The sequence below is a fragment of the Serratia sp. FDAARGOS_506 genome (assembly GCF_003812745.1).
In the GTDB taxonomy this organism is placed as follows: domain Bacteria; phylum Pseudomonadota; class Gammaproteobacteria; order Enterobacterales; family Enterobacteriaceae; genus Serratia.
This window is the reverse complement of sequence record NZ_CP033831.1, coordinates 3474323-3492219: the sequence shown is the minus strand read 5'-3', so window position 1 is coordinate 3492219 and position 17897 is coordinate 3474323. Positions and strand designations below refer to the sequence as shown.

The following is a 17897-nucleotide window of genomic DNA, read 5'->3' as shown; positions in this document are numbered from 1 at the left end:
CACCATGAGCACTCCAGCCAACTTCAACGGCCAGCGTCCTGTTATTGATGCCAATGACGCGGTCATGCTCCTGATCGACCACCAGAGCGGCCTGTTCCAGACCGTCGCCGACATGCCGATGACCGAACTGCGCGCCCGCGCCGCTGCCCTGGCCAGCATCGCCACCCTCAGCAAACTGCCGGTGATCACCACCGCCTCGGTGCCACAGGGCCCGAACGGCCCGCTGATCCCGGAAATTCACCAGAATGCGCCGCACGCGCAATACGTCGCCCGTAAAGGGGAAATCAACGCCTGGGACAACCCGGACTTCGTAGCGGCGGTCAAAGCGACCGGCCGCAAAACCCTGATCATCGCCGGCACCATCACCAGCGTCTGCATGGCCTTCCCGTCCATCAGTGCGGTGGCCGAAGGCTATAAAGTGTTCGCGGTGATCGACGCCTCCGGCACTTACTCTAAAATGGCGCAGGAAATCACCCTGGCGCGCGTGGTACAGGCCGGCGTGGTGCCGATCGACACCGCCGGCGTGGCCTCCGAGCTGCAGGGCAGCTGGAACCGTGCCGACGCCCAGCAGTGGGCCGAGGTCTACACTAAAATCTTCCCGGCCTACCAGCTGCTGATCGAAAGCTACCTCAAGGCGCAGGACGTGGTGAAAAACAACGAACTGCTGGACTCGCAGCGCTGAGATCGCGGCCACAAAAAACCCCGGCCAAGGCCGGGGTTATTAATCGTGTGCCGGTGACTTTCCCGGCTGTCATGTTATGGCGTAAGCGTCCATCCCACACTCCAACATTACGCAGCTTAAGCACAACTTTTTCACAACAGAAAAACAGACTGAAAAGCGACATTATTATTTATGCGGCAATCTATTTTTCTGTTGCCAATAATCATTAATTATTGGAACGTCATCGAAAGATCGAACCTCAGTCCGACAACGAATAATTTTTCCGCCGACCTTCCCGCTGAGCTAATGACGTATTGATAAATACTCCGGGCGAACCCGGAGTTTATTCAGGTTGAGGATATCGTTTCTTAACTGCTCCGGTTTAAACCTTCATCGCTGTCGTAAGAAATCTAACCTCGGCCGGAAATTATAACGCGACCACGTTGCCGGCAGAAGGACCCTTCATGCCATTTTCGATAGTGAACTCAACCTGTTGGCCTTCATCCAGCGTTTTGAAATCGTTACTCTGGATAGCAGAGAAATGTACGAATACATCTTTGCTGCCGTCTGCCGGGGTGATAAAGCCAAAGCCTTTACCTGCATCAAACCATTTTACCGAACCAGTCATTTTATTGGACATAGCGCTATTTCCTTTATATTTTGCGACGCCATACGGCGATAGAGGTCTGTTTTTATTGGAAACTTATGGGGCACTAGAGAAGAAAATTCGCGGAAGAAGAGGTATCTGAGGGATATCGCTAATACTGAGAACTGCTTTACTAAAACTGCTTTCATAAGGTCTGTACTACAAACCGATGACGCTATTTACACACAGCCAGATTATTTAAGCAAGGTATATTTTTAATTATATTCATTTGGTTTATAAATTTATTGACGTAAAAGGCCGCTGGCACCCGCCGCTACGGCCTGGTAAAAAAGTTTTCGCCCCGCTGGATCATACCGGCGATTCATTATAGAACTAGGTTCCCCCTTCTTACAGGCTTACAGGTAGTTAACCGATGATCGATATGCCAGCCGTGCTCGCCGTCTTCACCGTGTATATTGTCGGTGTGGTGATCCCCGGCCCCAACTTTGTCGCCGTTGCACACAAAGCCGTTTCTGCGCGCCGCGGCGAGGCTTTCGCTCTGGTGGCGGGTATTGTCTTAGTCAACCTGTTCTGGGCGAGCAGTGCCCTGCTCGGCGTCGGCATGATTTTCGCCCTGTTCCCTTGGCTGGCGCTGGCGGTAAAAGTGGCCGGCGCAGGTTATTTGATTTGGTTCGGTTATCGGCTGATCGCCCATGCCGCGCCCGGCTCAGGCGTTATCGGCGCGGCGAGTGGGGTGAACTCCAGCTTCAGATCGGCATTCTTGCAGGGGGTCGCCACCAACATCGCCAACCCCAAATCCGTCGCTTTTTACGCCGCTGTGTTTTCATCTGCGGCGCCTTCCCATGTCTCCATGCCCACCTTCGCCGCCATGCTGCTGGAGGTCGCGGTAGTCGCCAGCCTGTGGTATGGCTTGGTGGCGCTGGTGCTGTCTCACGCGCCGATCGCCAACGCCTACCGACGCAGTAAGGCCTGGATCGATCGCGCCTGCGGCGTGCTGATCATCAGTCTGGGCATCAGGCAGCTCCTCAGCCGATAATCGCGATCCCCAGCCGCTCCAGCAGTTGAGCGGCCTGGTGACTGTCCATTTTAACGCCCTGCAGATCGGTGGTGCGCAAATCCAACTCGCCCAGTTCCGCGTTGCTCAGATCGCACTGAGTGACATCGGCGGCACGCCAGTCGAAACCGGAGAATTCGCCGCCGGAAAGATCCGAGCCGCTGAAGCTGGCACCGAGTACCTGCGCGCCGTGCCAACGGTTTTCCCACAGCTCGCATTTCTCCAACACCACTTTGGCAAAATTGGCGTAGCTCAGGTTGCTCTTGGTGATATAGGCGCTGCAAAACCAGGTGCGGCTGGTGATCATATTCATAAAGCTGGCGCCGCGAAAATCTGCTCCCTGCGCGCGACATTCACGGATCTCCAACCCCAATGCATCAACGTTGCGGAAATCGGCCATCGACAAATCGCAGCTTCTAAAACTCGCGTCTTTCAGGATCGCGCGGCTGAAGTTACCGCCCTGGCGGCTGTCGCGATCGTAAAATTGACAGCCGATGAATTCGGTGCCGGTCAGATCGGCGCCCGAAAAATCACATAGCATAAAGCTGCCGTTTTCAATTTTTTCGCCGGTAAAGCGGTTACGCGCGATCTTCTCACCCTTCAGCGCCAGGCTCATTGCAACACCCCTGTTTATTTATACAGTCAGCGTGGCATTTAATCCTATTCCGGCGCGGTTGACAACCACCGTCGCTCAACGAACGTCCACTGCGGGCGATGCGAACCCCACCTTGACGATGCTGAAGCGCTTGGTACTTTCCGCCTGAGCGACGTCGACAAAAAAATACGCGGAAGGGAAACATGGGCGTGCACCTGATGAGGAGTCGGATCGCCAGGGGAGCGTCGCGCCACCCGCGGCGCCAACCGGGAAAAAGCAATACGCCGCTAAAAAAATCGCAGTAATCGGCACAAAAAAAAACCGCCCGGAGCGGGCGGTTGAGGTGACGGCGAACCGTTACTTCAGGGCTTCCTGAATGGCGTCGGCCATCGGGCCGATGTGCTTCTCCGCCGCCTTCAGTTGAAAATCCACGCCGTTGCCGTCGTTGGTATCCGACAGCGTGGCCTTGATCAACTCCAGCGCCGCCTGCACCGCCACCAGCCGTTTGTGCTGTTCATCCGTGACCGGTTTGGCGCCCATATTCGCCGGATAATAATGTTCTAACATCGCGCTCTCCTTTTGATGACGTTAACCTTTAACCTACCAGAAAACCGCGCATTTACTAAGGAAAGCGAGCCCCGCGCAGCCGGATGGCGATAAATTGCACTATACTGGGCAAACATTCCCCTGCCACAGGACTATTGCCATGTCATTCCAGGGAAGCTGCCACTGCGGCGCCGTCACCTTCTCCGTGGACGCCGAATTGCCCACCGAAGCCCTCAGCTGCAACTGCTCTATCTGCCGTCGCAAAGGGCTGCTGCTGTCCTTCTTTCCCATCAGCGCCTTCACGCTGAACAGCGGCGAAGAGCATCTCAGCACCTACACCTTCAATCAGCACAAGATCCGCCATCAGTTCTGTCGGATCTGCGGTGCCCAGCCCTTCGCCTACGGCACCGCGCCGGACGGCGCCGCGATGTGCGCCGTCAACTTGCGCTGCGTACCTGACGCTGCGCTCGATGCATTGCAGATCCACAGTTACGACGGCGCCAGCGTCTAAGGAATCGCGCGCTCAGTCGAAGGCGACCCAGCCGGCGTCGGCTTCGGCGGATTGCACGCAGCGCGCCACCCACTTCACGCCCAGCGCGCCGGCCTGCACGTCCGGGTACCAGAAGTCGGCCAGGAAGGCCGCGTCGCGCCGATCGGTGGCGTCCATCGCCAGCGCGAAGCGGCGGTAGAGATTCGACCAGGCTTCAAACAACCCCTCCGCATGGCCACCGCCGATGCGATCGTCCGCCAGCGCCAGCGCGTCGAGATACGGCATGCCGCGCTCCAGGATCCGCACCGGCTCGCCCTGCACTTCAAAGCGCAGCTGATTGGGTTGTTCATCCCACCACTCCAGGCTGGCCTTTTCACCAACGATACGTACTTTTTGGCCGTGCATCGACCCGCAGTTGACCGCCGAACACCACACGGAACCGACGGCCCCGTTGTGATACTCCATCAGCACATAGGCGTTGTCCTCCAACGGCGCGCGCGACGGCACAAAGCTTTGTCGGCTGCAGATCAGCCGCCGAATCTTCAGCTGCGGCGCCATGGTTTCCGCCAGGAACAGCGTGTGGGTCGCCAGATCGCCCAGCACATAGCTGGGGCCGACAAAGCGCGGATCGACGCGCCAGCGAGTGCTGGGATTATCCTGCTCCACCGGCGCGGCATGAAAGCCGTGAGCGAACTGCATATTCACCAGCCGAATCTCCCCCAGCCGCCCGTCGGCAATCATCTGCCGGGCCTGCAAAATCATCTGGTGCCCGGCATAGCCGTAGGTCACGCCGATGACTTTGCGCTGCCGCTCGCACAACGCCGCCAGCGCCTGCGCCTCTTCGACGCTGAAACACAGCGGTTTTTCGCACACCACGTGCAATCCCGTTTCCAGCGCCGCCCGGCAAATGGCGTAATGGGTGTTGTTCGGCGTGGCGATCGAGACCGCTTCGATGCCGTCGGCCCGCGCGGCTTCGGCGCGGAACATCTCGGCGTAATCCGCATAACAGCGCTCCGCCGCCACGCCCAGACTCCGGCCAAAATCACGCCCGCGTTCGGCGTCAATGTCGAACGCGCCGGCCAACAGAGTAAACGCGCCGTCGCGCAAGGCCGCCGAACGGTGGATATAACCTATCTGGCTGGTGCCGCCGCCGCCGACCATGCCCCAGCGCAACGATCTCGCCAAAGGTTTGCTGCCGTTGATCATCTTGTTTCTCCCGATTAAAAGCCGAGGCTGCGCAAGTAGCGCAAGCTGGCGGTGACGTCCTGCAGGCTGCCCTGCACATTGCGCGGATCGCGCTCCTGCTCGATAGTGATCCAGCCCCGGTACCCGCACTCGGCCAACAGCGCACGCAGCTGCGGATAATCGATCGTCCCGCTGCCCAACGGACACATGACGCCCTCGGCGCAGGCGGTGAAAAAATCGACGCCGCGCGCCAACACCTCGCGAAACACCTGTGGATCGACGTCTTTGAAGTGCAGATAATCGAGACGATCAAAGTGCTTGCTCAGCCAGGCAGCCGGGTCCAGTCCGGCGTAATACAGATGGCCGGTATCCAGGCACAATCCGGCGGTGTGATGCGGGATGTCCGCCGCCAACCGGTCGATTTCGTCGGCGAACTCGATGCAGCCGCCGGCGTGCGGATGCACCACCGGCCGCACGCCGTATTCCCGCCAGGCCAGTTCGCTGATGCGCGTAATGTGCCCAATCATCCTTTGCCACTCCGCCTGCGACAAACGCGGCGCTAAATCTGAATGCCCGGCGAACCTGGCGCGTTGCGGATTGCCGAAATCGATAATCACCAAGAACGGCGGCGCGGCGCGATCGCCCTCGGTCGGCTCCGCCCTGGGCGCCCGCGAGAGGTTGCGGCATATCCGATGAGTCAGGGCCAGCAGGCGCTCAATGTTCGCCTCGCTGACCAGATCGTCAAAAATCGTGCCGGCCACCAGCGACAGGCGATGCCGCTCCAGCGCTGCGCACAACGCCTCGCTCTGCGTCGGCAGATAACCCCACGGCCCCAGCTCGATGCTGCGGTAGCCGGCCGCTGACGCTTCTTGCAGAACCGTGGCGTAGGGTGGCAAATGGGGGTTGTTCGGGTCATCCACGCCCCAACTGCAGGGCGCATTGGCGATAGGCAAACTCATGGCGACGGCTCCTTTTTTGTGAGGAATGCCGGCAGTATCAAACAAAAGTTCCAAAACCATCAATAATGAAAATTTTATTTTTTGATAGAGATCGCGCTATTTTTGATAAATTATTTGATAGTTTTTAATCAAACTCAGGCGGCGTCTGTCTGCGCCCTGAACCCGGCAAACACCCCTCAGCGGCTGTCAGAGGTTTTCTTTGGTGATCACATCGAAGCGATTAATGATGTGGCGTAATCCCGGTTGTTCATCAGCGGCGAGTAACGTCTCGACGATCGTGGCGGCCAACTCGGGAATGCGGTGACACAGCAGCAGATCCATCGTGCCGTCGAGCAGCGCCATTTCGCCGCCCTGCACCGGGCCGTGGCACACCAGCGTGATGTCGCGCTGCCGGCCGCTCTCTCGCAACGCCTGAATAATGCCCTCCACCCCGCCGCTCGGCGCGTAAAGCGCCACCAGCTCAGGGTGGTTCGCCAGCAGTTCATGCGTGACCCGGCGCGCCGTTTCCGCGTCCTCGAGGCTGCGCACCGGTTCCAGCACACGCTGGCCGCTCATCTGCTCACGCAGGTAGGAGCGAAAACCCATCTCGCAGGCTTCCTGGCAAGTAAAACGGTTGTCGCCGATGATCACGCCGACGTCTCCCTGCCGCCGGCACAGACGATCCACCGCCCAACCGGCAGTGCGGCCCGCCTTTTGATTATCCAGACCGATGTAGCCGGCGCGGCTGGGCACCGATAAATCCGACAGCAGCGCGAAAACGTTGATGCCCGCCTGGGCGGCTTCTTCTACGGCATAGTGGATCAGGGGGTGATCCAGCGCCAATACGCCGATCGCTTCCACCTGGCGGCTCAATTGGCTAATGGCGGCGGCGGTGTCGCCGATGGCATTGAGAGAGTGGAAGATGAACTGCGGCGGCTGCCCCGGCTCATGATACGGCGCCGCTTGCGCCATCAGTTCATCAGCCAGTTGCGCATAGAAAGAGTGTTCGCGCCGCAGCAGGATGAACCCCATTCTCAGGCGACGTTCCGGCCTGCCCAGCACCGCCGACAGGCAGTGGGACTTCTCCAACGCGAACCCCAACTTTTTCGCCGCCTCAATCACCCGGCGCTGGGTGGCGGGCCGCACCGGCGCGCGTTGGTTGATTACCCGATCGACGGTGGCGATGCCGACCCGCGCCTCTCTGGCGATAGCTGCCATGGTGGTTTTCTTGCCGCTCATGTTCATCTCCATCAACGATTTGATGGAAAAATATCATAGCCGTTACCGCCCCTGATGTGATGCCGTTCGCGATTAACGGTAGACGGAGAACTTCTTGGTCAGCGGCTTAAGTTGTTCAGTGTCGCCGTAGAGCGCCACCGCCACGAAATCCAGCTGTTCGTAGGGGGTATTGGCGGTGTCGGCGATCTGCTGTTCGGCGGAATGCGACAGCATGGTGGTGGTGAAGAAATTGGACAACACGCCCTCTTCCTTGCACTTCAGGATCAGGTTGCTGAGCTGGCTGCTGTTCTTGGCCTGCAGTATCACGATCGGATAGTGGCTCATATTGGCACTGACACCGTCGAGGCTGCTCGGGTAGTGGTGAAACTCGCGCTGCTCGATCAGATCGGTGATGCCCGCCGTCAGATGGCAGGAAGCATTAAACAACGTGGCAGGTTCGTGATTGCGGTTGAGGATGATATAAAATTTTTTCTCGTTGTCGCTGTACATGCTCTTCTCCTTGAATAGGCAGCCAGTTTTACCCAACCTGCGCACGGTTTCAAGGCGTGATACGGGGCCGCGTCCGGCCCCGTGATAACGCTGCCGACTCAGACGGCGCCTTCACCCGGGCCGAGCGGCTGCGCCACCTGATGCAGCACAGTGATGTTCTGCAGGATAGTGCCACCGTCGATCGGTTTCATCTGGCCGTCGCGATCTTTATAGTGCGTCGGCTTGGCGCCGTGGAAGAACAGCCCGGCGTTAACCTGCACGCCCAGATAGCCTGCGCTGGCCGGCAGGCGCTGCACGTCTGTCCAGGGATTGGAAACCGGCACGTACTGGAACCCCTCGCCCGTCTTGGCGTACAGCGGGCGCAGCAGCGTGACAAAGGCCATCAGCGGCGACAGCGCCTCTTTAAAGATCTGCACCGGCCGATCGACCGTCATCAGGAAGCCATGCGGCTGTTCCTCTACCGTGTCGAAGGTCAGGCTGCTGCTGATATCGTCACCCCGGCCGCCGTAGCTCCACTCCATCACCGGCGCTCCGTTTTCATTCATCATCTCTGACATACACTGCTCCTTATAAATAAAATTGATCGGGCACGCTCGTTGCGTGCCGGAACAGTAAACCGCTGAACGGGCACCCGCGTCCACGCAGGGCGGCACGCTGGCGAACCAAACAACGAGGCGCGCCAGATAAAGCTCGAAATGAATAATTTCTTCGCGTGACAGCGCAGCATTTGAACGACTTCTGCCGTTGCAAGAGCACATAGTGATGGCGTTACCGCCACTGGAGAGTGTTATGACTGCGATTAAACCGGCCGCCATTGACCGTGTTCACCCCACCGCCACGCCCTGGCTAGCCGTCATCAATGTGCTGTTCGCCGGCATCGCCGCGGCGCTGCACGTGGGCAAGGCCACCATTGCCTTGCCGGCGCTGCAGGCCGAATTCGGCGGTTCGCTCGAGACGCTAAGCTGGGTTATCTCGGCGTTTCCTTTCGTCGGAGTGTTCGGCGGCATCGCCGCAGGGCTGCTGGTGCGCCGCTGGGGCGATCGGCGTCTGCTGGCGCTCGGGCTGCTGATCATCAGCGCCGCCAGCTTTACCGGCGCCACGCTGCACGACTTCGGCGGCTTGATCGTCACCCGCTTTATCGAAGGCCTCGGATTCGTGATCGTGGTGGTCGCCTCGCCGGCCGTGCTGAACCGCATCGTCGCCCCGGCGCAGCGCAGCCTGGTGTTCGGCATCTGGAGCACCTTCATGCCGGCGGGCATCGCCATTTCGCTGTTTATCGGCCCTCACCTGGCGGGCTGGCAACAGAACTGGCAGGCCGGTGCGGCACTGACGCTGCTGGCCGCCCTGCTGCTGCCGCTGACCACGTCCCGACTCGCCACTGATGCACACACCCCATCTTTGCGGCTGCGGCAAGCGCTGGGCGCGATGCTGTGTGCACGCCGGCCGCTGTTGCTGGCGCTGATGTTCACCACTTACAACCTGCAGTTTTTCTCGGTGATGACCTTCTTGCCAATCTTCCTGATGCAACGCATCGGCCTGTCGCTGGCGGCCGCCGGCGGCATCAGCGCGGCGGCGGTGGCGGCGAATATCATCGGCAACCTCGCCGCCGGGCTCTTACTGTCGCGCGGGCTGCGGGCCGGGGTCCTGCTCGCGGCCACCAGCCTGGTCATCGGCATCTTCGGCATCGGCATTTTCCTGCCGATGACGCCCAACGGTCTGCTGATCCCGCTGTGTTTCCTGTTCTGCGCCATCGCCGGCATGCTGCCCGCCACCATTCTGGCCGCCACACCGGCGGCGACGCCGGAACCGACGCTGCTGCCACTGAGCCTGGGGCTGGTAATGCAGGGAAACTATCTCGGCCAGGTGATCGGCCCGGTCGCGCTGAGCGCCATCGTGGCCGCGGCTGGTTGGGCGGCCCCAGCCTGGCTGGTGCTGGCGGCGGCGGTATCAGGAACGCTGTTAGCGCTGGCTTTTCTCAGCCGGCGGCATAATGCGGGGTGATAAGCAGAAAGGTCGTTCTATTTGTTATAAGCGGTACTGAATTTTCCCTGGTGCAGGTGTCTGCCTACCGCGAAGGATAAGGCCAGTGATGATCAAGGCCCGATAATGACAAGGCGCCGGTGGCCGCGAAATACACCAGCAGGCCGGCAAAGGCGATCAGTAGCGTTTTCTCGATGATGCCGAGTCGTTTGTGTTCAGTCATTTGCATACTCCTTCGTGATATCGGGCGAATGGCCGCCCTCATCAACACTAGGAAAGCCTGGCGCAGGCGACAAGCGCGGCTCACAAAATGAAACACAATCGATAAATTCTGTTAATTATTTAGCCCTCTTTCTTTTCTCGCGCCGCCACCTGTTCACCCTACGGCGCCCGCCTTTCCCTTAATAACCCTATGGAATACGCCGTTAAAAATCCCCTACCGGTTAAGCAAAGGTAATGATAGTGTTGTTTTCATTCAGTTCATCTATGCTGAAAATTCATCTTTTGAGGGACGACTATGATGTCTAAAGGCATTTCCAAAGGATTCTTTATTCTGATCCTGTTTATCGTTACCGCCGCCTTTCTCGACGTGCTGGGGCCGTATTACTCCTCGGTGCTGTGGGCGGTTATTCTGGCGGTGATTTTCCATCCGGTGAAAAAGAAGTTGAAGCAGTACGTCGGCGAACGCAACGGCGTGGTGTCGCTGCTGACGGTGGCGCTGATCTGCCTGATCGTGTTCACGCCGTTGGCGATCATCGCCTCATCGCTGGCGATGGAATTCAACATGATTTACACCAAGCTGCAGACCAATAACAGCCAATTGCCGACCATGCTGGCGGACTTTATGCGTCACCTGCCCGGCTGGGCGCAGCGCTTCCTGGCAGAGCATAACCTCAACAGCGCCGCCGAGATCCAAAAGCAGCTTTCCGAGGTGGCGCTCAAGGGCGGGCAATACCTGGCTGGCAGCGTGTTCCTGATCGGCAAAGGCACCTTCAACTTCGTGGTCGGCTTCGGCGTGATGCTCTACCTGCTGTTCTTCCTGCTGAAAGACGGCCCGTACCTGGTGAACCTGGCGCTCGAAGCGCTGCCGCTCTCCCAGCACGTGAAACACCATCTGTTCGTTAAGTTCGCCGCCGTTTCCCGCGCCACCGTCAAGGGCACGGTGGTGGTCGCCGTGGTGCAAGGCGCGCTCGGCGGGCTGGCGTTTTACTTTACCGGCATCGACGGCAGCTTGCTGTGGGGCGCGCTGATGGCGTTCCTGTCGATCATCCCGGCCGTGGGCTCCGCCATCATCTGGGTGCCGGCGGTGATCTACTTCTTCGCCACCGGCATGCTGTGGAAAGGCATCTTCCTGGTGGTGTTCTTCGTGGTGGTGATCGGCCTGGTAGACAACATTCTGCGCCCGCTGCTGGTAGGCAAAGACACCAAAATGCCGGACTACCTGATCCTGATCTCCACCCTGGGCGGCATGGAGATTTACGGCATCAACGGCTTCGTCATCGGCCCCTTGATCGCCGCGCTGTTCATCGCCTGCTGGAACATCCTGTCCGGCCGCGACAGCGAGGAGAACATCGAAGAGATCGACGAAGAGTTTATCGAGGAAGGCAAGAACCATCCCGACGCGGTGGAGTAAACCTCCCGCAGCGAATCACGCAGGGGCCCGTTTGGGCCCCTTTTTTTGTCTGTGGTATCCTTGCCAGGCTCACAAGGAAGAACGGGTTTCGTTATGCTTATTTTCTACGCCATGCTGGCCATCGCCTTCACTCTGCTGTGCCTGTTAGCCTTTATCTCTTGCGCCTATCAGCTGTCGAAGCACGGCGACATCAAGTTTTTGGCCTCACTTTCGGTGCTGCTCTTCGCGCTGCTGGCCTTCTATGCCGCTTATGACTACGTCAGCACCTGGCTGAAACAACAGGCGGTGGATGTCAGGCTGTATTAACGCGCCGGAATAAAAAAGACCTGCTCCGGATCGCCGTCATCGAGATTGTCAATCTGGCCGCTGGTGACAAACCCGGCGTTCAGCAGCAGCCGCTGCATCGGCAGGTTGGAGCGATTGGTGGAAGTGAACAGCTTCGGGTGCCGACAGTGGGATTTCAACGCCGCAATCAGAGCCTGCCCGACTCCCTGGCGACGATAGCGCTCGCCGACCATCAGCATCTCGATAAAGCCGCAGCCGAATTAGGAATATCAATAGTAAACTCGACACTCACTTATATTTTATTGGTGAGATCGACATAGAATGTTCTGATATACAAAAAGACATATTCACCACATTAACGAGATCGTATAGTTGTTCTTCCATCTCAAGAAAATCCAATCGAGGCTGAGAGTGTAACTCAACCCCAATTAATAAAAATATTTTTTTTATCTTTTCCTGATGAGGCTTATAATAATATCCGCCAGCAGCTATCCCTGTAGAAAGATCATTTGACTCATTAATAATGCTATTGGTCTTATTAATAAAATCAACATATTCTACTGAAACACTAAAGAAACCATCTCGCGAATTAGGGTAAATTAAATTATACCATTTGAAATGATCAAATGAAGACTTACTTAACCTATCCCTTTTTTCCACCTCAACTGATATGAATGAATTGAACAATGACAAATGAGATATATGGTTTGATAGTTCTGATGTTTTCTTAGCGCCTAAATAACTCTTCAAAGCAACAAGGAAACCACTTAATGCAATCCCTCCTGCCATAATAGTTCCTAATGAAGTTATAAAAGAAAATGCGAAGCTAAACTCTTTGAAGAAAAACTCCAAGCATTTATTACTAAAACACATTTCTCGTAAAAAAACGCCACCTGCTAACCCGGTAGTAATAAATATAATTAAAAACACTACTAGGATAGATATTGTGGTTTTCAATAAAAAGGACACTATCCATTTATTACTTTTAAAATCAATTTTCTTTAAAGTAATAAGAATAAAATCCGTAAGTTTATCAATCATATTCCGGCCTTAACCCTCTTAACCGTAATCTCAAATTCTTCGCCGTATTAGGAAACGACCTTTTTACTAAATTAAGTTTTTCCATTGCTGCATAATACATCTTATGATAGTAAAAATAATTTTTCCCATCGTCATATTTAGAACGGATTTTTTCTATTAAATCTTTTGTCTTTTTTATATCTGTGAAAGAGGGTAGAGGGTATACTTTATTTAGTCTTGCAACCAAACTCTCATGTTGCTTATGCCCAACTCTCGATAACTTATTTACTCTCCCCATGCATTTATTAAAGTCCTTTCTGTAACTCCCTGTTTTTCTATAAGAAGTATCATTGGCAATGATTTCAATATTCTTAACAGCTGCTCTTATTTTTCTAACCTCATCAGACGGCAGTCTCACCTGGTTGAAACTCACCCTTAACCCATGAACTGTTAATGGCTCTGAGCCAGAATAATATACTTTTGTTTTTGATAGATTTACAGGTAAATCTTTTTCGTGAAGCATATTTATCACGATGGATTTTGCAAAATCAAAATCATACCTCGAGTTAACCGACGATATTGTTATATCATCCACAAATCGAGTGTATTTTAATTTCTTCAAGGCTAATCGCTGAACAATCCGTCCTTCAATATTAAAAAGGGCCAATGTCGCTAAATAACTAGACGTCAATGCACCTTGAACTAAATGGCTCCGATCATACGTACATATATCTGTGAGTGCCTCAGAAACTTCACTGTTAAACTTCAGGAAACCATTGAAAATATCGTAAACGATGTCTTTGCTGATATTATCAAAAAAATCTTTCACATCAACTTTTAGAATAGATTTTGCTCCACAATGCACTGAAGCACATGCCACAAAATCTCTCCGCCTAATACCCCCATCGCTATTCATATCATTAGGAATAGATCCGTATATGTGATCGGGCCATTTAATTATGTGAGGATTGGAAAAAATTCTGTTATTTATTCTTCGCTGAAAAACCCTGACTAAATTATTTGGATTATATGTTTTCCTAATCCCCCCTCCGGGCTTCGGTTTTTCGTTTAGTACATAGCGGTCACACCCAGACATCATTTTTAAATTTAAAAAATCGTCCAAGGTTAGATCTAATGCCAAGCACAAGTTTTCAACGGAAGAAATTGAACTCTTAGATATTTTGAGATAATTATTTTTTTTCATGTAAGAAAATTAACGGAAAAGGCAACTCATTACTATAGAGTCCTTGATGAGGTCTAGTTGCTTACACTGACGCAACACACTGACAACTCTCTTCAACCTCATGCCTTTTCCGTCATTCCCCCCTATTCCGGGTCGGAAGAGGCCACCGTGTGCAGGGGCTCTCCCAATTAGCCTTCTGAACAATAAAAGGCGCTCAATTATACTAATAATAACTAAGCATGCTCAGTATTTACACGTCAGTTGCAGCAAACAAGCGATTCGCTTGCGTAGGTTGGATAATAACTCGAAACCGAGCAAAGTTCAAGAGGGAACTTAGTACACCGTTAGAATACCGCATATGCAGCAACCTTACTCTGCTAATAGTGTTAGCTGATAGATATAAGATATTTTTAGGGTAAGGGGAAATGAAAATATCCCTACGATATTATGAATAACATCTAGATACTTTAGAAGAATAATTGCCAAAAAACTTAAATACCCGGTATAGCATCAGAGATGCATGAACGCAAAGTCAACATTATCAGTAAAAAATTTAAACAAACAAAAGTCTCCCCCAATCGAGCTCTCTCCCAAGATTATGTGTAGTTAATTTTTTCTTTCTTCAGAAGCTCTAATACATCTTCTCTTAAGAGCAGATCTCAGTTTAGATCAGATACTACTGATGTTGGTATGCTCAACAACTCACTACCGCCTCGTGCCGACTGTCTTTCAGTTCTTAGGTCAGTCATTTCCTAACCTATGCGACATAGCACCAGATGATTAATAGCAAGGTAGCATTCATTTGATTTACATATCTATCTAATTAAGTGTTTCGCAATAATTCACGATGCAATCAATTATAATAACACATTGTATTAAAATAATAAGTTTCATCGCTTAATGTTTCAGCCAGAGCACATATTCTCTTCCCCCCTAGCCACAACAACGGTTTTCGCATACTTTCCCTTTTGACGGCCAATCTCTTCAGTTCTGCCACCTGGATCTCCCCTTTCCCTGCGTCAAGCAGCTATAATCCAAAAAGTGGAGTTTTTGGAAAACGATAAGGAGGGAGTATGTACAAAACTATTTTGGTTCCCGTGGATATTACCGAGCCGGAATTAACACAGCAGGTCATCCCGCATGTCAACGCGCTCGCCAGGCTCGAAGACTCCCACGTCCATTTCCTGGCGGTGATCCCGTCGCGTGCCACCTACGCCGCTTTCGGCTTTGCCGCCACGGCGGCAATAGAAACCAAAGACGAAACCATTGCGCTAGCGACCGAGGGGCTGGCAAAAGCGGCAAAACAATTCAGCGTGCCTGAAGATAGAGTGACCACGCACGTTGCCGTCGGCGATCCTAAAGATCAGATCCTGGAACTTGCTGATGCGCTTAACGCGGAGATTATTGTGATGGGTTCCAACCGCCCTTCTGCGATCACTTACCTCCTCGGCTCCAATGCCACCGCCGTCGTCCGCCACGCCAATTGCCCGGTGCTGGTCGTGCGTGAATCGGCTAACACCGCTCGCTGAGCCTGCCCGATACCTCACTCATATTTGAACAATAAAAAACGGGAGCCCTAAGGCTCCCGCTCTCATTCAAGCGCTGAAAACACTTACATGTGTTTAACGATAGCGTCGCCAAACTCTGAACATTTCAGTAGCTTAGCGCCTTCCATCAGGCGCTCGAAGTCGTAGGTCACGGTCTTGGCAGCGATAGCGCCTTCCATGCCTTTAACGATCAGATCAGCCGCTTCGAACCAACCCATGTGGCGCAGCATCATCTCTGCGGACAGGATGATGGAGCCTGGGTTCACTTTATCCTGGCCGGCGTACTTCGGCGCGGTGCCGTGAGTCGCTTCGAACAGCGCGCAGTCGGAGCCGATGTTGGCGCCCGGTGCGATACCGATGCCGCCGACCTGGGCCGCCAGGGCGTCAGAGATGTAGTCGCCGTTCAGGTTCATACAGGCGATCACGTCGTATTCCGCCGGGCGTAGCAGGATCTGCTGCAGGAAGGCGTCGGCGATCACGTCTTTAACCACGATCTCTTTGCCGGTGTTCGGGTTCTTGATCTTCAGCCATGGGCCGCCGTCGATCAGCTCGCCGCCGAACTCTTCGCGCGCCAGCTCATAGCCCCAATCCTTGAAGGCACCTTCGGTGAACTTCATGATGTTGCCTTTGTGAACCAGGGTCACGGAGTCGCGGTCGTTGGTGATGGCGTATTCGATCGCCGCACGCACCAGACGCTTGGTCCCTTCTTCGGAGCATGGCTTCACGCCGATACCGCACTGCTCTGGGAAGCGGATTTTCTTCACGCCCATTTCGTCGCGCAGGAATTTGATCACTTTGTCCGCTTCGGCGGAGCCGGCTTTCCACTCGATGCCGGCGTAGATGTCTTCGGCGTTTTCGCGGAAGATCACCATGTCGGTCAGCTCAGGCTGTTTCACCGGGCTTGGGGTGCCCTGGTAGTAACGCACCGGGCGCAGGCACACGTACAGGTCCAACTGCTGGCGCAGGGCCACGTTCAGAGAACGGATGCCGCCGCCGACCGGGGTGGTCAGGGGGCCTTTGATGGCGACGCGGTAGTCGCGGATCAGGTCCAGAGTTTCGTCCGGCAGCCACACGTCTTTACCGTAAACGTGGGTAGATTTTTCGCCGGTGTAGATTTCCATCCAGGAGATTTTACGTTCGCCGTGGTAAGCCTTTTTAACGGCCGCATCAACCACGTGGATCATGGCAGGAGTCACGTCAACGCCGATGCCGTCGCCTTCGATGAACGGGATGATCGGGTTATGAGGAACAACCAGTTTACCCTGGGCGTCAACCGTGATTTTTTTACCTTCTGCCGGAACAACTACTTTGCTTTCCATCAACCTCTCCTTCAAGCGCAATTTTGTTAATGCTTTGTAAGATGCGTGTAGATACTACTTGAATATTCGGTCCGCGCCAATCCGAAACGGATTCGGTTATAATGCGCTTATCATCCGTAATCTCAACTGTTATGAAAAAATTCTCTGTTAGAAATCACAACGTTAAACGATTCAGCAAGCCGAATGCCGCCAAACCCGCCGCGCCGAAAGGGCCGCGCAGAATTGTGTTATTCAACAAGCCCTTCGACGTGTTGCCGCAGTTCACCGACGAAGCCGGCCGCGCCACGCTGAAAGAATACATCCCCTTCCCCGACGTTTATGCCGCCGGGCGCCTGGATCGCGACAGCGAAGGGTTGCTGGTGTTGACTAACGACGGCCAGCTGCAGGCGCAGCTCACTCAGCCGGGCAAACGCACCGGCAAAATCTATTATGTGCAGGTCGAAGGCGCACCGCAGGAGAGCGATCTGGCGCCACTGCGCTGCGGCGTCACGCTGAAAGACGGCCCTACGCTGCCCGCCGGGGTGGAGTTAGTGACCGAGCCGCAGTGGCTGTGGCCGCGCAACCCGCCGATCCGCGAACGTAAATCCATCCCCACCAGCTGGCTGAAAATCACCCTGTATGAGGGGCGAAACCGCCAGGTGCGTCGCATGACAGCGCATATCGGGTTCCCTACCCTGCGCCTGATTCGCTACAGTATGGGGAATCTTTCACTGGGTTCACTGCAACCCGGTGAATGGAAAACCATCGATTCTCTGTAGCTCAACGGAGGTGAGGCGCCATGAGGAACATACTGACCGCGCTGCTGTTCACTGCCCTCGCGGCCCCGCTCGCCGCCCAGGCCGCCAGCTTCGACTGTGCCAAGGCGGCAAGCCGCGATGAGCGCGCCATCTGCGCCAACCGCACGCTGAACGATCTGGACGTGCAAATGGCCACCAAATACCAATTCCTGCGCGGCCTGTTCGCCATGGGCGCACGCGGCGCGATGCAGGACAGCCAGCAGGCCTGGCTGGCAAAACGCCAGCGGTGCGGCGGCGATACCGCCTGCCTGCTGCAAAGCTACCGCACCCGCATCGCCGAGCTGGACGATATCTACCGGCGCATCGACAAACCGCTGTAAGGAGAACGC

At 54.9% G+C, this 17897-nt stretch carries 22 protein-coding genes; 9 read left to right on the top strand and 13 right to left on the bottom strand.

The genetic code is table 11. The features are described from left to right. Nucleotides 1-4: 4 nt before the first annotated feature. Nucleotides 5-682 (top strand): isochorismatase family protein, encoded by a 678-nt coding sequence (locus EGY12_RS17005; RefSeq protein WP_016928046.1) that lies wholly within the window; start codon nt 5-7, stop codon nt 680-682. 406 nt (nt 683-1088) lie between these two features. Here EGY12_RS17005 and cspA read toward each other — a convergent pair whose 3' ends face one another. Further along, a complete protein-coding gene (cspA, locus tag EGY12_RS17000; RefSeq protein ID WP_123894717.1) occupies nt 1089-1301 on the bottom strand; it encodes an RNA chaperone/antiterminator CspA in 213 nt (70 codons plus the stop codon). A gap of 379 nt (nt 1302-1680) precedes the next feature. Here cspA and EGY12_RS16995 point away from each other — a divergent pair, with 379 nt between their 5' ends. Then, on the top strand, nt 1681-2304 hold the full coding sequence (locus EGY12_RS16995; protein ID WP_123894716.1) for a LysE family translocator: 624 nt from the start codon (nt 1681-1683) through the stop codon (nt 2302-2304). Here EGY12_RS16995 and EGY12_RS16990 read toward each other — a convergent pair. After that, complete coding sequence (locus EGY12_RS16990) at nt 2294-2938, bottom strand: Qnr family pentapeptide repeat protein (RefSeq protein WP_123894715.1); 645 nt, start codon at nt 2936-2938, stop codon at nt 2294-2296. The two genes, EGY12_RS16995 and EGY12_RS16990, sit on opposite strands and share 11 nt — an antisense overlap. Nucleotides 2939-3274: 336 nt before the next feature. Further along, nucleotides 3275-3484: a hypothetical protein gene (locus EGY12_RS16980; RefSeq protein WP_025160266.1), complete on the bottom strand. Its 210-nt coding sequence runs from the start codon at nt 3482-3484 to the stop codon at nt 3275-3277. Nucleotides 3485-3623: 139 nt separating this feature from the next. Between EGY12_RS16980 and EGY12_RS16975 the strand changes: the two genes are divergently transcribed. Further along, nucleotides 3624-3974, top strand: coding sequence for a GFA family protein (locus EGY12_RS16975; protein ID WP_123894713.1), 351 nt, complete (start codon nt 3624-3626; stop codon nt 3972-3974). A 12-nt stretch (nt 3975-3986) separates the two neighbouring features. Here the strand turns inward: EGY12_RS16975 and EGY12_RS16970 are convergent, their stop codons facing one another. From EGY12_RS16970 to EGY12_RS16950, 5 genes are all read right to left on the bottom strand, one after another. Then, nucleotides 3987-5159 (bottom strand): Gfo/Idh/MocA family protein, encoded by a 1173-nt coding sequence (locus EGY12_RS16970; RefSeq protein WP_123894712.1) that lies wholly within the window; start codon nt 5157-5159, stop codon nt 3987-3989. 14 nt (nt 5160-5173) lie between these two features. Beyond that, the gene (locus tag EGY12_RS16965) at nt 5174-6097 is read right to left on the bottom strand and encodes a TIM barrel protein (protein WP_123894711.1); all 924 of its coding nucleotides are present in this window, start codon (nt 6095-6097) and stop codon (nt 5174-5176) included. Nucleotides 6098-6283: 186 nt separating this feature from the next. Continuing rightward, nucleotides 6284-7315 (bottom strand): LacI family DNA-binding transcriptional regulator, encoded by a 1032-nt coding sequence (locus EGY12_RS16960; protein ID WP_123894710.1) that lies wholly within the window; start codon nt 7313-7315, stop codon nt 6284-6286. Nucleotides 7316-7387: 72 nt separating this feature from the next. Further along, on the bottom strand, nt 7388-7804 hold the full coding sequence (locus EGY12_RS16955) for a DUF2000 domain-containing protein (protein ID WP_004941246.1): 417 nt from the start codon (nt 7802-7804) through the stop codon (nt 7388-7390). A 98-nt stretch (nt 7805-7902) separates the two neighbouring features. Then, entirely contained in the window at nt 7903-8361 is a 459-nt protein-coding gene (locus EGY12_RS16950) for a hypothetical protein (RefSeq protein WP_123894709.1), read from the bottom strand. 232 nt (nt 8362-8593) lie between these two features. On the opposite strand from EGY12_RS16950, the gene EGY12_RS16945 reads away from it, so the two are divergent. Next, nucleotides 8594-9805, top strand: coding sequence for a CynX/NimT family MFS transporter (locus EGY12_RS16945; protein ID WP_123894708.1), 1212 nt, complete (start codon nt 8594-8596; stop codon nt 9803-9805). A 64-nt stretch (nt 9806-9869) separates the two neighbouring features. Here EGY12_RS16945 and EGY12_RS23385 read toward each other — a convergent pair whose 3' ends face one another. Next, nucleotides 9870-10007, bottom strand: coding sequence for a hypothetical protein (locus tag EGY12_RS23385; RefSeq protein WP_172962932.1), 138 nt, complete (start codon nt 10005-10007; stop codon nt 9870-9872). A gap of 294 nt (nt 10008-10301) precedes the next feature. Here EGY12_RS23385 and EGY12_RS16940 point away from each other — a divergent pair, with 294 nt between their 5' ends. Beyond that, entirely contained in the window at nt 10302-11417 is a 1116-nt protein-coding gene (locus EGY12_RS16940; RefSeq protein WP_123894707.1) for an AI-2E family transporter, read from the top strand. 93 nt (nt 11418-11510) lie between these two features. Beyond that, complete coding sequence (locus tag EGY12_RS16935) at nt 11511-11723, top strand: hypothetical protein (RefSeq protein WP_123894706.1); 213 nt, start codon at nt 11511-11513, stop codon at nt 11721-11723. Here EGY12_RS16935 and EGY12_RS16930 read toward each other — a convergent pair. Genes EGY12_RS16930 through EGY12_RS16920 form a run of 3 tightly spaced genes read right to left on the bottom strand, consistent with a single transcriptional unit; the run spans nt 11720 to nt 13926 of the window. After that, nucleotides 11720-11941: an N-acetyltransferase gene (locus EGY12_RS16930; protein WP_253722842.1), complete on the bottom strand. Its 222-nt coding sequence runs from the start codon at nt 11939-11941 to the stop codon at nt 11720-11722. The genes EGY12_RS16935 and EGY12_RS16930 overlap by 4 nt on opposite strands. Before the next feature lie 49 nt (nt 11942-11990). Further along, complete coding sequence (locus EGY12_RS16925; RefSeq protein WP_123894705.1) at nt 11991-12743, bottom strand: retron Ec48 family effector membrane protein; 753 nt, start codon at nt 12741-12743, stop codon at nt 11991-11993. Next, entirely contained in the window at nt 12736-13926 is a 1191-nt protein-coding gene (locus tag EGY12_RS16920) for a reverse transcriptase family protein (protein WP_123894704.1), read from the bottom strand. The genes EGY12_RS16925 and EGY12_RS16920 overlap by 8 nt, the downstream gene beginning before the upstream one ends. Nucleotides 13927-14978: 1052 nt before the next feature. Here EGY12_RS16920 and uspF point away from each other — a divergent pair. Further along, nucleotides 14979-15434, top strand: a complete 456-nt coding sequence (gene uspF, locus EGY12_RS16915; RefSeq protein ID WP_123894703.1) for a universal stress protein UspF — start codon at nt 14979-14981, stop codon at nt 15432-15434. Nucleotides 15435-15517: 83 nt separating this feature from the next. Here uspF and icd read toward each other — a convergent pair whose 3' ends face one another. After that, nucleotides 15518-16771, bottom strand: a complete 1254-nt coding sequence (icd, locus tag EGY12_RS16910; RefSeq protein ID WP_015377612.1) for an NADP-dependent isocitrate dehydrogenase — start codon at nt 16769-16771, stop codon at nt 15518-15520. 131 nt (nt 16772-16902) lie between these two features. On the opposite strand from icd, the gene rluE reads away from it, so the two are divergent. Next, nucleotides 16903-17529 carry a 23S rRNA pseudouridine(2457) synthase RluE gene (gene rluE, locus EGY12_RS16905; RefSeq protein ID WP_123894702.1) on the top strand — a complete coding sequence of 209 codons (627 nt, stop codon included), beginning with the start codon at nt 16903-16905 and terminating at the stop codon, nt 17527-17529. A 20-nt stretch (nt 17530-17549) separates the two neighbouring features. Beyond that, complete coding sequence (locus EGY12_RS16900; protein ID WP_123894701.1) at nt 17550-17888, top strand: lysozyme inhibitor LprI family protein; 339 nt, start codon at nt 17550-17552, stop codon at nt 17886-17888. The last annotated feature ends 9 nt before the right edge of the window (nt 17889-17897 follow it).

Bases quoted from the DNA above. Each gene is read 5' to 3' on its own strand.
- EGY12_RS16955 (WP_004941246.1), bottom strand. From the start codon at position 7,804: ATGTACAGCGACAACGAGAAAAAATTTTATATCATCCTCAACCGCAAT.
- EGY12_RS16945 (WP_123894708.1), top strand. From the start codon at position 8,594: ATGACTGCGATTAAACCGGCCGCCATTGACCGTGTTCACCCCACCGCC.
- EGY12_RS16965 (WP_123894711.1), bottom strand. From the start codon at position 6,097: ATGAGTTTGCCTATCGCCAATGCGCCCTGCAGTTGGGGCGTGGATGAC.
- EGY12_RS17005 (WP_016928046.1), top strand. From the start codon at position 5: ATGAGCACTCCAGCCAACTTCAACGGCCAGCGTCCTGTTATTGATGCC.
- EGY12_RS16930 (WP_253722842.1), bottom strand. From the start codon at position 11,941: ATGCTGATGGTCGGCGAGCGCTATCGTCGCCAGGGAGTCGGGCAGGCT.
- EGY12_RS16970 (WP_123894712.1), bottom strand. From the start codon at position 5,159: ATGATCAACGGCAGCAAACCTTTGGCGAGATCGTTGCGCTGGGGCATG.
- EGY12_RS16940 (WP_123894707.1), top strand. From the start codon at position 10,302: ATGATGTCTAAAGGCATTTCCAAAGGATTCTTTATTCTGATCCTGTTT.
- cspA (WP_123894717.1), bottom strand. From the start codon at position 1,301: ATGTCCAATAAAATGACTGGTTCGGTAAAATGGTTTGATGCAGGTAAA.
- EGY12_RS16980 (WP_025160266.1), bottom strand. From the start codon at position 3,484: ATGTTAGAACATTATTATCCGGCGAATATGGGCGCCAAACCGGTCACG.
- EGY12_RS16920 (WP_123894704.1), bottom strand. From the start codon at position 13,926: ATGAAAAAAAATAATTATCTCAAAATATCTAAGAGTTCAATTTCTTCC.
- EGY12_RS16975 (WP_123894713.1), top strand. From the start codon at position 3,624: ATGTCATTCCAGGGAAGCTGCCACTGCGGCGCCGTCACCTTCTCCGTG.
- EGY12_RS23385 (WP_172962932.1), bottom strand. From the start codon at position 10,007: ATGACTGAACACAAACGACTCGGCATCATCGAGAAAACGCTACTGATC.
- rluE (WP_123894702.1), top strand. From the start codon at position 16,903: ATGAAAAAATTCTCTGTTAGAAATCACAACGTTAAACGATTCAGCAAG.
- EGY12_RS16960 (WP_123894710.1), bottom strand. From the start codon at position 7,315: ATGAGCGGCAAGAAAACCACCATGGCAGCTATCGCCAGAGAGGCGCGG.
- EGY12_RS16995 (WP_123894716.1), top strand. From the start codon at position 1,681: ATGATCGATATGCCAGCCGTGCTCGCCGTCTTCACCGTGTATATTGTC.
- EGY12_RS16950 (WP_123894709.1), bottom strand. From the start codon at position 8,361: ATGTCAGAGATGATGAATGAAAACGGAGCGCCGGTGATGGAGTGGAGC.
- EGY12_RS16935 (WP_123894706.1), top strand. From the start codon at position 11,511: ATGCTTATTTTCTACGCCATGCTGGCCATCGCCTTCACTCTGCTGTGC.
- icd (WP_015377612.1), bottom strand. From the start codon at position 16,771: ATGGAAAGCAAAGTAGTTGTTCCGGCAGAAGGTAAAAAAATCACGGTT.
- EGY12_RS16925 (WP_123894705.1), bottom strand. From the start codon at position 12,743: ATGATTGATAAACTTACGGATTTTATTCTTATTACTTTAAAGAAAATT.
- EGY12_RS16900 (WP_123894701.1), top strand. From the start codon at position 17,550: ATGAGGAACATACTGACCGCGCTGCTGTTCACTGCCCTCGCGGCCCCG.
- EGY12_RS16990 (WP_123894715.1), bottom strand. From the start codon at position 2,938: ATGAGCCTGGCGCTGAAGGGTGAGAAGATCGCGCGTAACCGCTTTACC.
- uspF (WP_123894703.1), top strand. From the start codon at position 14,979: ATGTACAAAACTATTTTGGTTCCCGTGGATATTACCGAGCCGGAATTA.